The sequence below is a fragment of the Bradyrhizobium sp. 154 genome (assembly GCF_023073875.1).
GTDB lineage: Bacteria > Pseudomonadota > Alphaproteobacteria > Rhizobiales > Xanthobacteraceae > Bradyrhizobium.
On record NZ_JADPKG010000012.1, the window covers coordinates 1 to 13,864 of the forward strand.

Consider the following 13,864-nt stretch of genomic DNA (forward strand, 5'->3'; position numbering starts at 1 on the left):
CCCGGCAGACACCGGCAATCAGCCATTATCCGTTCCGTCAGGTGTTAGGCCGATCCCCACGCGCTTGAGAACATCAGAGGCAACTTCAAGATGAGCCCCTTACATCGAGCAAGTCAAATGACGAATGAGGCAAATGCTGCGACCTTGGTGGGGTGCTTGTCGGCGATGAATTTCGCGGTTGTCCCAGCGGGAGTGATGCCGTGGCGTGGAGGACAATCAGGTACTGTTCTTCGGGGCCGCTACGGGTCTTGGTTGTGTGCAAACGGATAGGTCGGCACGCGGCCGTGGTCGCCCATCATTGCGGGCGGCCGATGTTGTCGCGTCGGATCGTCCAATGGCGGCCAAAGTGGGTATCACGAGCGGTATTGCGCTTTTGGACCCACTTTCCGGCCTTCAGGAGGCGCGGCTGGCGAGCGTCGAGGTCGCGTAGCTGCCGGCTTCCTCCAGGCTCTTGAGCCCGCACCCACGCGCAAGCGCTGACCGCCGGTGTAGACGCCAGAGTTGTCGATGATCGCATCCATGCGGCCGATCGCATTGATCTGCTCCGCCGATGGTTGTGGTCTCGGTGGCGCTACGGAGTTCGCCGACGATCATCCCCGCAGTCCGCGACGCGGGATCGCCCGACGGTCGCGGCGGCATCGATTGATCGAGGGTGCAGCACCACGTGACAACCGTCGGCAAGAAGCGATGGGCCCGTCGGTGCTGCCCGTGATGGAAACGCCCCCATAACGATGGCAAGCAACGTCCATGAAATCTGAAAAGCCCCCGACACGGAAAATCCGGGTCAATCTTGATTTTGCCGATCTCGGTCGGTCGACTTGATGGTCCAGGAGGGATTTTACTCGAAGCGGACCGATTTCATCCGGACCGCAATCCGCAACCAGCTCGAACGTCACGCCGACGTCGTCAAGCAGTCCACGGACGAAAGAACCTGGATCCCGGCTTGCGCAACTTCAGCCGGGACGATCTCGAAGGGGCGCGGCGGGCGAGCGAGATGCTGCACATCAATGTTCTCGGTCTTGTCACCATCGCCCAGGACCTAACGCCGAAGCTTGCTCGCGTGAGTATTGCCTCGCGCTCCCTGCTGGGAGCTCTGCACGCCAGCCCGGCCGTTACATCCGCTCCAGAACGAGGTAGGACCATGCTGAAACTGGACATCGTTCGCGAAGCCAGACGCCTAGGCGCTCGGGCCAGCTCGTCGAGGCCACCGCGCTGCTCCAATGCATGCTTCGCGGTGAGAAGACACCGGTGCCACCGTCCTCACCACACACCGTTCCACCGCGACACAAAGAAAGCCGCCGACCATCGACGCCTAGCCACAAGTCACCGCGACGAGGAGTCCGCCTCGCACGGTCCGTCCGCGGGTGGATCTCGCCAAGAACCTCTCGCAAAGCATCGCTGAGGCGGGCCGCACCGTCCACTGGCAGACATCGTGCCGGGCGGCGCCAGGTCGCTCAAGGCGGCTTCGAAAATGCGGTAGGATGCTGCAAGCTCTACCAGCTCTTCATACCCAGCGGCTCAGTCCATTCCGCTGGCGATCATGCTGCACGGCTGCACACAATCGCCGCAGGATTTCGCCGCCGGCACCCGGATGAACTTCGTCGCCGAAGAACAAACCTGCTTCGTGACCTATCCCGCGCAGCGGGCCGAAACGAACCAGGCGAAATGCTGGAATTGGTTTCGTCCGGCGTACCAGCAACGGACGGCGGCGAGCCCTCGCTCACGCATCACCCGCCAGGTCGTGCGCGACCGTTCCGTCGACGCACAACACGTCTACGTCGCCGGACTGTCGGCCGGGGCCGCGGCCGCGGTCATCATGGATCGACTTACGGAGATCTGTACGCAGCGATCGGCATACATTCCGGACTGGCCTGCGGTTCCGCCACGGAGCTTCCTTCCGCGCTGCTCGCCATGAAGCAAGGCCGCGACCCGAGGCAATGCGGGGCGACCGCCCGCCCCTCCCGACGATTGTCCTCTAGGGCGACAGTGACACCACGTGCATTCGAACAACACGGCAGTCGATCGTCCCGCAATCCATCGGCCGGACGAGCACGACGGTGAAGGTGGATCGCGGGCGGGTACCGGGGGCTTGCCTATACCCGCACGGTCCATGTCGACAGTGGCGGACGCGGGATCCCCGAGCACTGGGAAATCCACAGAGCCGGACACGCTGGTCGGGAGGCAAGCCCCGCCGGCTCCTATATCGATCCAGGCGGACCGGATGCGAGGATGGAAATGTTGCGCTTCTTCCTCGAGCATTCGCTCCCGCATTGGCGAAACTAGCAACATTGAGGATCTGATGTCTGCGCCGAACAGGTCTTTGGCTTCTGTTTCGCTGCCGCCTCGCGTGCCATCCTCTCCGCCTTTGCCGAGACGCGGAGGACTCCTCGAGCTCTGGGTTGCGACGCTGGCCAAACGATCCTGGAAGCCGCGATGAACAAGCTCGGGCAGCCATTGTTCCGCGGAAACACCCACGCGAGCAGGCAAGGCCTTGGGCTCCGCCTCTATCCCACATGGCCGCACGTCGGCGCACTGGGCCCGATCCACGTTCACCATGCCTCACGCGCGCTCGCGGCGAGGTTGATGGCGCCTAGTCGGTGCGGCCAGTCTTCGGAAACGTATCGACTTGATCGTATCGGTTGAGCCCGTCCCCGTGAACCTCACCGTCATTCGGTCTCCAATCGACATCAACCATCAACGCGTTAGCCATATCCTGCAGTCGTAGACGATCTTGGTCCGGGAAGTTGCGCGGTTGCGTATCGACCAGCGAGAGGCAGCCTACGACCTGACCGGATGACCTCCGGAGAGGGGCTCCCGCGTAGAAGCGGATACCTTTCTCCAGTACATGCGGATCATCCACGAAACGCGCGTCCTCAGTAACGTCCTCCGAAACCAGCACATCGTTGGCGGCAATCACATGGGCGTCCAGCGAATTCTCGTGGCTCTCCTGCGCTTCCTGCGCGGCGCCATCGGAGAACGATAAGAGTGCGATCGGCACGTCGAATGCCTGCGCGATCTTCCTGGAGGCCTGGTCGAGTTCCTGCCGACGCGAAGCGACCAAACCGATCCTGGGCAGTGATGCAGCCGGCGTCGGCTCCGTCTCGCCGGCGACTTGCAGCGCCTCGCCTCGGACTGCTGCTCGGCGAATCCATACGCCCACCTGGTCGACGCAGGTCTGGACGGACGCCAACACCGCATCTGCCGCCATCTGCTGCTTGAGCTCTTCAGGTCGTTCGGCACGCTCCATCAGGTTCCAGCAACAGGCAACGAGCTTCAGATGGGGGGCGCGGCGGCGCACCCGACGAAAGACGTACCGTGCAAACACCTGCGGCTGGGGGTGAAAATAGGACAAGCAAACTGCGTCGATACCATGAAGCGCGAGCTGGCCCAGCGCACCCCGGCTGACTGCGATCGGCGGCAAAACTTTGGCGCCAAAGCTGCGCTCCTGGAGCACCTGCGCGATCATCTCCGCTGCCGCGTGATCGAGCTCCGTTCGTCCTGCAATGCAAAGCACCGATGAACGCTCGGCGGCGGGAGGACCGTCGTCCAACGCAGCATTGTCCCGGACGTGGTCCTCGACCTCCCGCACAACGAAGCTGGCGGTTTCCGCGACGAGCCGACGATAATTTGTGTCGGCGGTGCTGCGCTGCCTGTCGTTCTCCGCGAGGCGAAGAGCAGGAATCGCTACGTTGTCGTAAAACTCACATGAGGACGTTTCATCCACGTATTCCTCTGCGATCTCCACTGCCTCCTCCACATTGCCGGCCAGTAGGCGCTGGTAAAGCTGCTCCTCGGGAGCGAGGACCGGATCGCTACCGAGGAGAATGCCCAGAAACTCCAACTGTGGGACATAGCGTCCGATAACGACGACGCAGACCGTCAGAGGCGTCGAAAGAAATAGCCCGACCGGCCCCCACAGCATGGTCCAGAAAATCGCGGCGACAATGATGGCCAGCGATGACAGGCCCGTGCTGGAGCCATACAGCCAAGGCTCAACGACATTGTTGCTGATGAGTTCGGCCACCAGGAACAGGCCGACGACCCAGAACAGCATGGTCCAGCCGGGATCGACCGCGATCGAAAGGGCAATCGGGAACAGCGCCGCAATGAAGGGACCCAGGTAAGGGATGAACCGGAGCACTGCGGCGAGTAGTCCCCACAGAATCGCGTTTGGCACGCCCACGAAGTAGAGCGCCATGCCGATCGGAATTCCGTAGCTCAGATTCACGATCAGCTGCATCACCAAGTACCGACTGACCCGGGCGGCAGCGTCATTGATGGCCTGCGTGCTCTTTTGGAGGTCACCGGCTCCTGCAAGCTTGATGAATCGGTCGCGCAAGTCTTCCCGCTCGAGCAGCACGAAAATCACGAAGATCACGACCAGCCCAGCGGTCGCTAGCGGCGCTAGCAAAGGACCGATGACGGAACGAATGAGCTCGAGGGGCTTAGGCTGGGGCGGCGCCAGCCTGACCGTGACGGGTTCTTGTGTCCGCGCACCCGCCGCTAACCCGGGCTGCTCCGCTTGTGTCCTTTTCTGCTCGCCGGAGATCTCTTTGCCAAGGTCCTCGACTGTCGTGGTGACCTTGTCGAGGACGCCACCGCCCGGCGCCGATTTCTGCAAGGAGTGGATCTTCTCCGTTATAGTGCTCTGGTACTTTGGGAGATTGTCGGCAAGTTGGACGAGCTGGCGGCCCACGACCAGGGCGACGGCTGCGACCACGATAAAAGCAAGCGTTACAGCCATCAGAACCGCTGCGATGCGGGGCACTCTCCAGCGCCTCAGCCAATTAACCATGGGTGTCAGAATGAAGCTCAGAAGAATGGCGAGCGCGAAAGGAACGAAGATTTCGCTGCCGAAATAAAGACTTCCGATCGCGAGCACGATGCCACCCGCCGTCAGAATAGGAGAAGCTGCGGTCTGAACTGGAAGTCGCTGCGGCGATGTCGGATGCAACTCGGCCATGCGCCTGGCCTTTAGATTGGGAGCACGAGTCAACCCCGAAGCAGTCAATCCGATCCAAGGACTACTGCGAAATTCAAAGCAATGGCGACCTTCACCTCGTCGATCCGCAGACAGGCGAGGCTCCCTCCCGGGGCCCGCCCCTGGCCTTCGGGGGACCATCAGTGATCTTGTCCAGCAGGGCGCGTCTCCCGGCGTGGCGCGTTTACCGGACACACGGCATGACGCTTTCTGCCCCCAGACCGCGTTTTCGCGGACGACAATGCCGTTCTAGCCATGAGTTGCGCGCGGCGACGTTCCGGCTTCTGGAGGATGGTCGAGATATGGCGCATGCGCTTTTGATGAATTGGCTATGAGCCGGACATCGACCCTGCTGAAGGGCCTGCACTCGATGCTAGCGAGGCTGACGGACGGGACGTTCGATGATCCCAGTTGGGCACTCGAGGACACCTACGAGGTCTTCCGCGTGATCCCCGAAATCGAACGCAGCAAAGTCACGGTCTACAGCCTACAACGGCAAAATCAATCAGCCGCACCTGCATCAGGTCGCCACGGCGCTCCAGGGGTCCAAAGCAACGCCGTGATCGATGGCAACTCGTTAGGATCGGAAAGGATGGGATTTCGCATTTTCACGGCTTCAAAACGCTCCCGGCACGAGGCAAGCTTCTGTACTGCCTTCCCGACCTGATCTTCGAGGATCCCGTGGACCGGCGAAAGCAGCCGCTCCTCGAGCGCTAGGCTATCGCCAGCTTTCCCAGAACCCTTTTTAGAACTCCAGGCGGAGCTGAGCCAAACGATTGGCGAGAGTGCCGGTATCGATGTTTGCGGAACAGGAGTTGACGCTAGCAATCGATAATTTGGAAGGTACTTCCGCAATGACAGTTCAACGTACCACAGGCACTGAGCCCGATGGCCGCCCCCGATGTGCGAAAGCGGCGTCCGCGATCTGGTCGTATTCTGTTAAGACTATCGCTGCGGGCACAACGTGAAGCTTTCGGCCGCCGTGGTCGACGAGCCGCCGAACGAGATTAGGCTATCTCAGCTCGACCCGCGGTTCATCTACAAGGCTTTCTTCAGCGCGGCGCCATGCCGCCAACACGCTGGCCGAGCGCGCTAGCCCTATGGGTCACCTTTTGCACGAATTGAGGCGCTCCGCGTCGCACCGTGCAATTGGTTTTGCCCGAGGAGTGTTGGCCGGATCCCGCCCGCATTTCGGTGTTAACTCCGCTCGATGCGGCTTTGATCGGACTGCAGGTCGGCGATCAAAATGCCATACTTCGTCGCTGGCTGTCTGAACGTTCTCAGGGTCCAAAACGTAACCCAATCAGATGCAAAAATCGTCTCGCTCTTCCGGAGAGGTGCGAGTCGACCAATGCCGTTCGATGATGACGACCCCCGACCGGCTGCAGCATAGGAGAGATCAATGCCTAACATCGAAGCCGAGAGTCGACGAGAACAGCCGTCGTTGCCGCCGATCAAGATCACAGAAGATCAATCGCGACGTCTCAGCTCCTATTTCCGCCCTTGCGCGAGAATTGGAACGCGCGACGGTCACGGAAGAGAACGACCTGCGAGGTGTGATTAGGATGGGGTCGAAAGTGACCTATCGGGATCACGAGACCGGTGCGAGCCGAGAGATCCTGCTGGTCTATCCTCACAAGGCAAACATCGAGCTCAACCGGATCTCGGTGCTGACCCCTGTCGGCGCAGCCCTGGTCGGCCTGTCGGTCGGACAGCGGATCGAATTCGAGACTCCCGACAAGCGCAACAGGGGGCTGACCGTTCTCGCTGCTTCCTGAGAAGGGTTGCGCGAATCTTCACGGGCGTTTGCGCTGTCTCGATCCGGGAGTTGGCAGCGTGGCTGAATGGGCACGGCTGGATCGCTGGTCTCGGAGCATTCTTTTGCTGCCGATCTGCTGCGGGCTCGTTCGCGCAGATGTTCTTCAGTGACCGCAGCGGTCACCACGACGAGTCGCCGATCCCGTCCGTCCACGGAACTTAAAGGACAGATAGCTGCAAGGTGCATCTCAAGAGAGAGATTTGGTCAACGTCTGCCTGTAGCGCTTAGAGACGTCCGCCAATTCGTGAACGTCCGTTCCACGGCGATTCGTTGCAGAAGTCGGCTGTTAGGATGGATCGTTCGGCCGTCTCGCTAAGGACGACCGGCTTTGATCGGCCGGCCCTCACGCTCTCTACGCAACTCCAACTCTACGCGATGCACACGGCTTGTGCTGGTGGCGGCCGCGCGACCATGGTTGCGAGTCGCCCCAAGTTCTGAGCGATGGCAGCGAGAACAAAGTCATTTTGAGCGCTTCGTGATCCACGCAGTCGAAGTCGGCCGAGCTTCAGGATGGGCGCTTCAGGTGTGCGAAGCGCATGTCAATTTTCTTTCGCTCACGTCGCGACTGTGCAAAGCCCTCCGTGCCAGCGAAAGGCGCGTGCAACGTCTCGGCCTGTTCATGGACGTCGCGCGGAATCTTGCGCGAGGGGCTCCTTTGGGCAGAACTGCGGCTTAAATGGGCATACATCGCAGTCGAGCTTGCTTGCGCGGTACGGAAGCGTCTTGCCCGCTGTACTGTGCCGCTCGTCCCGAGCTGCTTTCCGACTGGGCAGTGCTAGCTAGACGTCACCGGCCGGATCACATCGAAGTCGTCACGAGAGAAGGTGCCATCCTCTCGCTTTGCCTTGTCGATGACGGAATATGTGGCCGGTCACTCTTCAGACGGCCCATCATGCATCGACCTCGCCCGAGACTCGCGTCAAACACAACGGAATCACCGTTCGAGGTCTTGCTCAACCGAGTTCTACAACAAAATCCGCCGAGAGCCGACAAGCTCACGACAGCTGGACGGGATCGATAACGGTCGGCCAATTCCTGCGATGCGACGGATTGCGAAGTGCCCTACCCTTCCCCGGCCTCTCTCAGCGGCCGACAAACTGTAGCTTGCCACCGCAGCTACTCACGCGGCCGTCGGCTCCCTGCCGAAAGCTGAAGAGTACGCAATGCCCGGCTAGAACCAGCCGCAGTACTGATACGGTTCCCAGTCGACAACTCACTCCCTTTGCGACCAAAGCTCATGAGTGAGCCAAACTACCATCGGCGCGAGCCTCGCGAGGCGATGGTCTTCTCGGAGGGGCATGCATTGAGGACGGATTACCGCACGCCGTAGCGCGCGAACTCGTCGGCGATATCGCCCCGGACAGCTTTCGCGGCCGCAACGTCGGCTTCTCCTGAAGCGGTCTCGCCGCGGCGGATCTTCGCCCGGCCCCGGCCGTACAGCGCGGCGGCGAGCGTAGGGTCGATGCGCAACGCGGCGTCGTAGTCGGCTATGGCCGCATCGATTCGTCCAGCCTTGAGGTGGGCGAGCGCGCGGGAATCGTAGGTCGCGGCCGTATGCGCGCCCGACCTGATCGCCTTGTCGCAGGCTTCCACCGCGCCCTGCGGGTCGCCCGTGCTCGCCCGGATCCAGCAAAGGCCGCTCCAAGCCCCCTCCATGTCGGCATTCAGGCGAGTCGCCGCGGCATAGTCTCTTTCGGCGAGTACGAGATCGCCCTTCTTTAGCCAGGCCTCGGCGCGGTTGACGAAGGCACCGGGGTAGGTCGGCTGGAGGGCGATGGCCCGGTCGAAATCCTCCATCGCCGCGTCGTAGTCGCCCGTCCTCAGTCTTGCCGCGCCGCGGTTGTTGACAGGCTTGGCGAAGGTCGGATCGATGCGGATGGCCGCGTCGAAGTCGGCGATGGCGCGGTCGTAGTCGGCCTTGGCCGCGTAGCCGATGCCGCGGTTGTTGTGGGCGACGGCCATGGCCTGCGGCCCGCCACGGCCGGCCGCGATGAAGGCCGAGCAGGCCTCGATCCTCCGGTCCGGCGACGAGGTGGCGTTGCACAGCTCGACGTTCCGGAATTGACTCTCCGGCTTCTGCGCCGACGCGGGGACGGCCAGCAGCAGGATCATAACTGGCGCCGTCCGGACGACCTTCAGCATCCCCGGCAGACGCCGAGAGCGCGGTCGACCCTGCCCTGCCGGGGAGGCGCAACGACCGGACCGGCCTTCCGCTTCATGACGGCGTCCTTACCGTCCTCGATCAAAGTGGCGAACTTGACCGTGCCGTCCTCGGAGAGCTCGATATGGGGCGTGGTGCCCCGGATCCCCAACGTCGCCACCGGGGTGTCCACCTTCATGCTGCCGGTCCTGGCGACGCTGCCAGCGACGAAGGTGAAGGTGCCTCTGGTCAAGCTGATCAGGGTCGAATTGTGGTTGCCGTCCGGATCGTAGACGAACTCGTTCATTTCCATGCTGGCGTTGCTCGACAGACTGAAGGAGCTGCCGTCGGCGAAATTGATACCGAGGCGGCCGTCGGCGCCGGTCCTGACGACGTCGCCTCGATAGACTGGATCGCCGAGCTTCGCTCCGGCCCTGTCGTCGGACAGTCTCGCCTGCACGACCGCGGCATCGATATGCTCGATCGTTGCCTTGCCGGCGACGGTCACGACCTTGCCGATCGGCTTGACCTCCTGCGCCCAAATCCGCGCAGGCGGACACGCCACCGCCACGAGCAAAAGGCCGAGGAGTCCTGCAACCGTCCTTTGTCCGCGCATGCGTCCGCTCCCGTCCGTGAAGAGCCCGCTTTCACCCCCGCGGAATAATGGCAGAGCCGCGCCCGGCGCACCACATCGCACGTTGCGACTATCGTTTTCAGTCGTGGGGGACGGCGGTCCTGACCGCTCCGGACTAACAAAAGAGCGCATTTGCGCACACCGAATCAACAATTTGTGAAGGGCCCTCGGGACGACAAAGCGTAGGCTGGCGTCGAACCGGAAATCTCGGCGGGTGGCGACTTACAATCGGTCGATCGGTCCGGCCGCGTCGGCGGAAGCGGCAGCATGCGAGGCGTTCAGGATGTCGCTCGCAGGTGTCTTCAGCGGTCTTTGGCCGGCGCCGGACCAACGCAGTCCGGCGTCCGTCCGCGGCCAGCGCGCAAGGGAGTCGGCGGTCGTTGCGGGACTCGGATGGGCCGGAGGGCTGTCCTTCCTCACGTTGATCCTGTCGGCGCTGAAGGAGGCGTGGGCCGCCGATCCCGATCTCGCCTTGTTCGACGACGCCTCCATCACTTACAAGGGGTTCGAGCATGGCACGTTCGAACTCGTCACGAAGGAGGCGGTGCCGCGGCATATCATCGTGGACGATCCCGGGCAGACGGTCATCCTCAGCAGGACCGGATCTTCCGTCGGCTTCGCGCAGGTCGCCAACAGCGCTTCGCGAATGGAGGACCTGCAGAACCAGCAGCAGGACGTGCTCGCCAATTACTCGAAAGACCATGGCCCGGGCGGATCCGGCACGCCTCCGGGCGAAGCGGTCGATCAGTCGCCGCACCCGATCGACTTCCAGCCGCCGGACGGGCCCATTCCACAACATGCCCTTCCCGGGCTGGTGGTGCCGGCCAGTTTCGCGCCGGATGCGCCCTTGATCCATTCGCCACCCACGCTGACACTCGGGTCGGGCCCCGTCGAGGTCGACACGGTCGCGTTCGACGAGTTCTCGGCGAGCAGCGGCAGCTTCTCGGCCGCGAGCTTCGGCTCCGGCGCGACGCCGATCTTTGGCATCGCGGGCGGCGCGGTCGGCCCCTCCACGTTCGCGGGCGCAAGCTACGACGTCGAGAAGGCCGGCTCCTTCGGAATCCTGTACTTGAACAGCGCGACCGGCGCCTACGCCTACGTGCCGAACAACGACGCCATCAACGCGCTGAAGGCGCCGAGCACTGACAGCTTCACGATCATGGCGTCTGACGGCTTTGCCTCAGCGAGCCAGACCTTCACGGTCGAGATCGCCGGCACCGACGACGCGGCGGCGATAAGCGGCGAGACGGATGGATCCGTCGCGGCGGGTGCCATGACCGCCGCCGCAATCGTGGCGGCGTCCATGGCACCCGACGTCCCGACCGCGACCGGCACGCTCACCGATACCGACGTCGACGATCCGGCCAACACGTTCACGGCGGTGAACTCTCCGCATACCAGCGACAAAGGTTACGGTAGCTACACGATAACGGCCGACGGGCACTGGACGTACGCGCTGGATCCCGCCAACGCCGCGGTGCTGGCGCTTGCGGCATGCCAGAACCTGACCGACACGTTCACGGTGACCACCATCGGCGGCACGCCGCAGGTCATGACGATGACCATCCTAGGCGCCGACGATCCGGCCGTCATTTCCGGGGACACCCATGGTCGCGTGGTTGAAGCGGGCGGGGTCCACAATTCGGCGCAGGGCGTCCCGACCGCGTGCGGCCTTCTGACCGCCACCGACGTCGACGGTCCGTCGAACGCGTTCGACCCCGTCAAATGTCCGGAGCCGAGCGACCACGGCTACGGCAGCTTCACCATGACCGCGGACGGGCACTGGACCTTCGCGCTCGACAACGGCAATTGCGCGGTGCAGGCGCTTAACGCAGGTCAGGCGCTGACGGATGATTTCACCGTGAGGGCAGCGGACGGTACGGCACAGACGGTGACCGTCACGATCGAGGGCAGCAACGACGCCGCGGTCGTCTGCGGCGATACTTGCGGACGCGTGACCGAGCCGAGCAATTCCTGCGACCCTCCGCCACGCGCCAGCGGCACCTTGTCCGACAGGGACGTCGACAATCCCGACGACACCTTCACAGCGACAACATGTCCGCAGGCCAGCGACAACGGCTACGGCAGCTTCACGATGACCACCTGCGGCACGTGGACCTATGTGCTCGCGCTCGACAACCCCGCCGTCCAGGCCTTGAGGGCTTGCGACGCGCTGACCGACACTTTCACCGTGACCACGATCGACGGCACGCCCCAAGTCGTGACCGTGGTCATCCAAAGCGTCGGGGACCAAGGCTTACGCGAGCAGGCCGAGTCCGCGTTCCATTTCGAGGCGGGTGCGGAACAGCAGCATGCGAGCCTGACGGCGCCGGTGGCCGTTTCCTCGGCCCCTGTCGCCGCGCTCCATCCGGAGGACGATTCCGCCGCGACCGCATGGCCCCATCCGGCCGATGCAGCGGCGGATGCTTGGCGTTTCGGCGAGCAGGAGGTTGCTGGCCAGGGCCTACACCTGCCCTTCCAACAAGATCTGATCGTCTGAGGCTCGCCGATGCCTTCGTTGCCTCCGGGCGGCTTTGCGGATGAAGAGGTGCGCAGCAAATCAACTCCACGACGCGCCTAATCGAATACTGTATGATTTAGCTTGCCGCCGGTATCGTATACCGAGGTCGGCCGGATGCATGCGCTTTGATATGGGCCCCGCGCCACGACCTGTGGGCGTCGTTGGCATACGAATGCCGCCCCACTAAGCAGGTTGGCGACCTCCATGCCGGTGCCCGCTGCGCGGAAACCGGCATGCAAAACCCGAGGCAGCTTGAACGGTTGATGACGTGCGGAAGATGCTATGACAAGGCAAGCAGACGACGACGCGAATTCCTGAAGATCTGTGGCAAGTTTGCCGCCGTGACACCTCCGGCCATAGCGCTCCTGCCGTCGACGTCTCTCACGTCGTATGCATCGCAAGGTCTGGCGCCGCGCCGGCCGGCCCTCATCGCAACAACGGCTATGGTAATGGCGGCGCCGACGGCAGCCCAAACGGCGAAGAGGATGCAAAGAGGATAAAGACCGCTGATTGCCTGTGGGGGCGAAAACGGAAGGCTTTACCTGCCAAGTTTTCCGGATGCCTTACCCAAGGCACATCCCTGTCGGCCCGAGCTGTTATCATAGCCCCCGGAGCTGGGGCCATTTCTGTTGGACAGCCGGCGCCCTGACATACAACCGCTGGCTTGGCTATCTCTTGCGCATGCCCACAGTTTTTGAGTTCTGGGTAACGGGCCAAAGCCGTGCCGGCTGGACCTGATGGGTCCACGAAGTGAAGCACGACGGCCGTCGGATGCTAGTCATCCGGGCGAGCGATCGGGCCGCGTCCTACCCCGGAACGGCGCCGACTGGACTAAGCGCTACTCTCGCGACCTGGGGAATGACCCTCGTGATCCAGCGCGCCGAGCACCGCGACACGCAGTCCATTCATGCGAAGCTCGACGAACTGCTGAAGGTTCATGGCGATGCCAAGAACTCCCTAATGACTGTAGACAATAAGGACGCTGAGGAAGTCGAGCGGCAGCGAGCACAGGTCCGTGCCTCGTGAGCCTTGGCGGTCTGACTGGCTCGATCACGTTGGATGCTCCTCCCTCGCGGTTCCAGACTTAACCCGCCACCGCGACATCAAGTTTAATTTCAGGCTTTCATTGCAGCGAAGCTAAGGAGCGATAGCTTCTAACGGCCGGACATTGCCGTTAGTCCGGTCCCCAGTGGCGAAGCCGTCGCGCCATCATATTCGACGCGGCGGCTTCGTTTGATTGCAGGCCATTCTATTGAAACAGCACTCAGACGACGGAAAACTTGATCTTATCGAGATGCGTCGGCAACTCACGGCCCTGCGCTCGCAACACTCGGGCAACCTTACGATAGCGTCGCTACTGAACCGCTTCCTCGTGAAGATTGCATTCCTCTCGGAACCTACAGACCCGAAGCACGAACAGTATCTTCGATCTGAGTTTGCACAGACGCTGAAGAAGGTGGAGACGATCATCTCGCGCAGGCCAGCAGCGAAGCGACCGCCGGCCACTAAGCCATCCAAGTAAGGCTAACGATTTGTATCTCGTTGCGCTTGCCAGCGGCCGCGCAGACGCTAGATGCGGTCGCGAAGACGTCCTTGTTCGCGTCCTGGCGCCTTCGCGGCGTAACCGTCCGGTGAGGCTTTCAATTACCCACAAATTCTCCTCCGACCACGACACCTAGCGCTATGTCGGTGAGGCGTGACAGCCCGCGCCACATGACGGTATTGCCGGGTGGCGGATCGCTGGCGCGGGCGAGATAACCGCCGAGCCG

Annotated in this window: 7 protein-coding genes and 2 pseudogenes; 6 read left to right on the forward strand and 3 right to left on the reverse strand. The window is 62.6% G+C overall.

Annotated features, from left to right (window positions below; translation table 11 throughout):
• Nucleotides 1–747 precede the first annotated feature (747 nt).
• Together IVA92_RS00730 and IVA92_RS00735 are read left to right on the forward strand one after the other, a co-directional pair.
• Nucleotides 748–1,138 (forward strand): annotated as a pseudogene (locus tag IVA92_RS00730) (CopG family transcriptional regulator); the annotation flags it as partial.
• Nucleotides 1,139–1,540: 402 nt separating this feature from the next.
• Nucleotides 1,541–2,061: pseudogene (locus tag IVA92_RS00735) on the forward strand (PHB depolymerase family esterase).
• Nucleotides 2,062–2,590: 529 nt separating this feature from the next.
• On the opposite strand, the gene IVA92_RS00740 reads toward IVA92_RS00735, so the two are convergent.
• Nucleotides 2,591–4,963: an AI-2E family transporter gene (locus IVA92_RS00740; RefSeq protein ID WP_247277192.1), complete on the reverse strand. Its 2,373-nt coding sequence runs from the start codon at nucleotides 4,961–4,963 to the stop codon at nucleotides 2,591–2,593.
• Nucleotides 4,964–5,312: 349 nt separating this feature from the next.
• Here IVA92_RS00740 and IVA92_RS00745 point away from each other — a divergent pair, with 349 nt between their 5' ends.
• Nucleotides 5,313–5,648: a hypothetical protein gene (locus IVA92_RS00745; RefSeq protein ID WP_247277193.1), complete on the forward strand. Its 336-nt coding sequence runs from the start codon at nucleotides 5,313–5,315 to the stop codon at nucleotides 5,646–5,648.
• Between the two features lie 898 nt (nucleotides 5,649–6,546).
• The gene (locus IVA92_RS00750; protein WP_247277194.1) at nucleotides 6,547–6,759 is read left to right on the forward strand and encodes a GreA/GreB family elongation factor; all 213 of its coding nucleotides are present in this window, start codon (nucleotides 6,547–6,549) and stop codon (nucleotides 6,757–6,759) included.
• Between the two features lie 1,355 nt (nucleotides 6,760–8,114).
• On the opposite strand, the gene IVA92_RS00755 is transcribed toward IVA92_RS00750, so the two are convergent.
• Nucleotides 8,115–8,912, reverse strand: a complete 798-nt coding sequence (locus IVA92_RS00755) for a tetratricopeptide repeat protein (protein ID WP_247277195.1) — start codon at nucleotides 8,910–8,912, stop codon at nucleotides 8,115–8,117.
• 23 nt (nucleotides 8,913–8,935) lie between these two features.
• Nucleotides 8,936–9,556: a FecR domain-containing protein gene (locus IVA92_RS00760; RefSeq protein ID WP_247277196.1), complete on the reverse strand. Its 621-nt coding sequence runs from the start codon at nucleotides 9,554–9,556 to the stop codon at nucleotides 8,936–8,938.
• 301 nt (nucleotides 9,557–9,857) lie between these two features.
• Between IVA92_RS00760 and IVA92_RS00765 the strand changes: the two genes are divergently transcribed.
• Together IVA92_RS00765 and IVA92_RS00770 are read left to right on the forward strand one after the other, a co-directional pair.
• Nucleotides 9,858–12,074, forward strand: coding sequence for a VCBS domain-containing protein (locus IVA92_RS00765; protein ID WP_247277197.1), 2,217 nt, complete (start codon nucleotides 9,858–9,860; stop codon nucleotides 12,072–12,074).
• 792 nt (nucleotides 12,075–12,866) lie between these two features.
• Nucleotides 12,867–13,121, forward strand: a complete 255-nt coding sequence (locus IVA92_RS00770) for a low affinity iron permease family protein (protein ID WP_256464882.1) — start codon at nucleotides 12,867–12,869, stop codon at nucleotides 13,119–13,121.
• Nucleotides 13,122–13,864: the final 743 nt, after the last annotated feature.

Coding starts and splice junctions, on each gene's coding strand:
- IVA92_RS00740 (WP_247277192.1), bottom strand. CDS start 4,963: ATGGCCGAGTTGCATCCGACATCGCCGCAGCGACTTCCAGTTCAGACC.
- IVA92_RS00745 (WP_247277193.1), top strand. CDS start 5,313: ATGAGCCGGACATCGACCCTGCTGAAGGGCCTGCACTCGATGCTAGCG.
- IVA92_RS00750 (WP_247277194.1), top strand. CDS start 6,547: ATGGGGTCGAAAGTGACCTATCGGGATCACGAGACCGGTGCGAGCCGA.
- IVA92_RS00755 (WP_247277195.1), bottom strand. CDS start 8,912: ATGATCCTGCTGCTGGCCGTCCCCGCGTCGGCGCAGAAGCCGGAGAGT.
- IVA92_RS00760 (WP_247277196.1), bottom strand. CDS start 9,556: ATGCGCGGACAAAGGACGGTTGCAGGACTCCTCGGCCTTTTGCTCGTG.
- IVA92_RS00765 (WP_247277197.1), top strand. CDS start 9,858: ATGTCGCTCGCAGGTGTCTTCAGCGGTCTTTGGCCGGCGCCGGACCAA.
- IVA92_RS00770 (WP_256464882.1), top strand. CDS start 12,867: ATGCTAGTCATCCGGGCGAGCGATCGGGCCGCGTCCTACCCCGGAACG.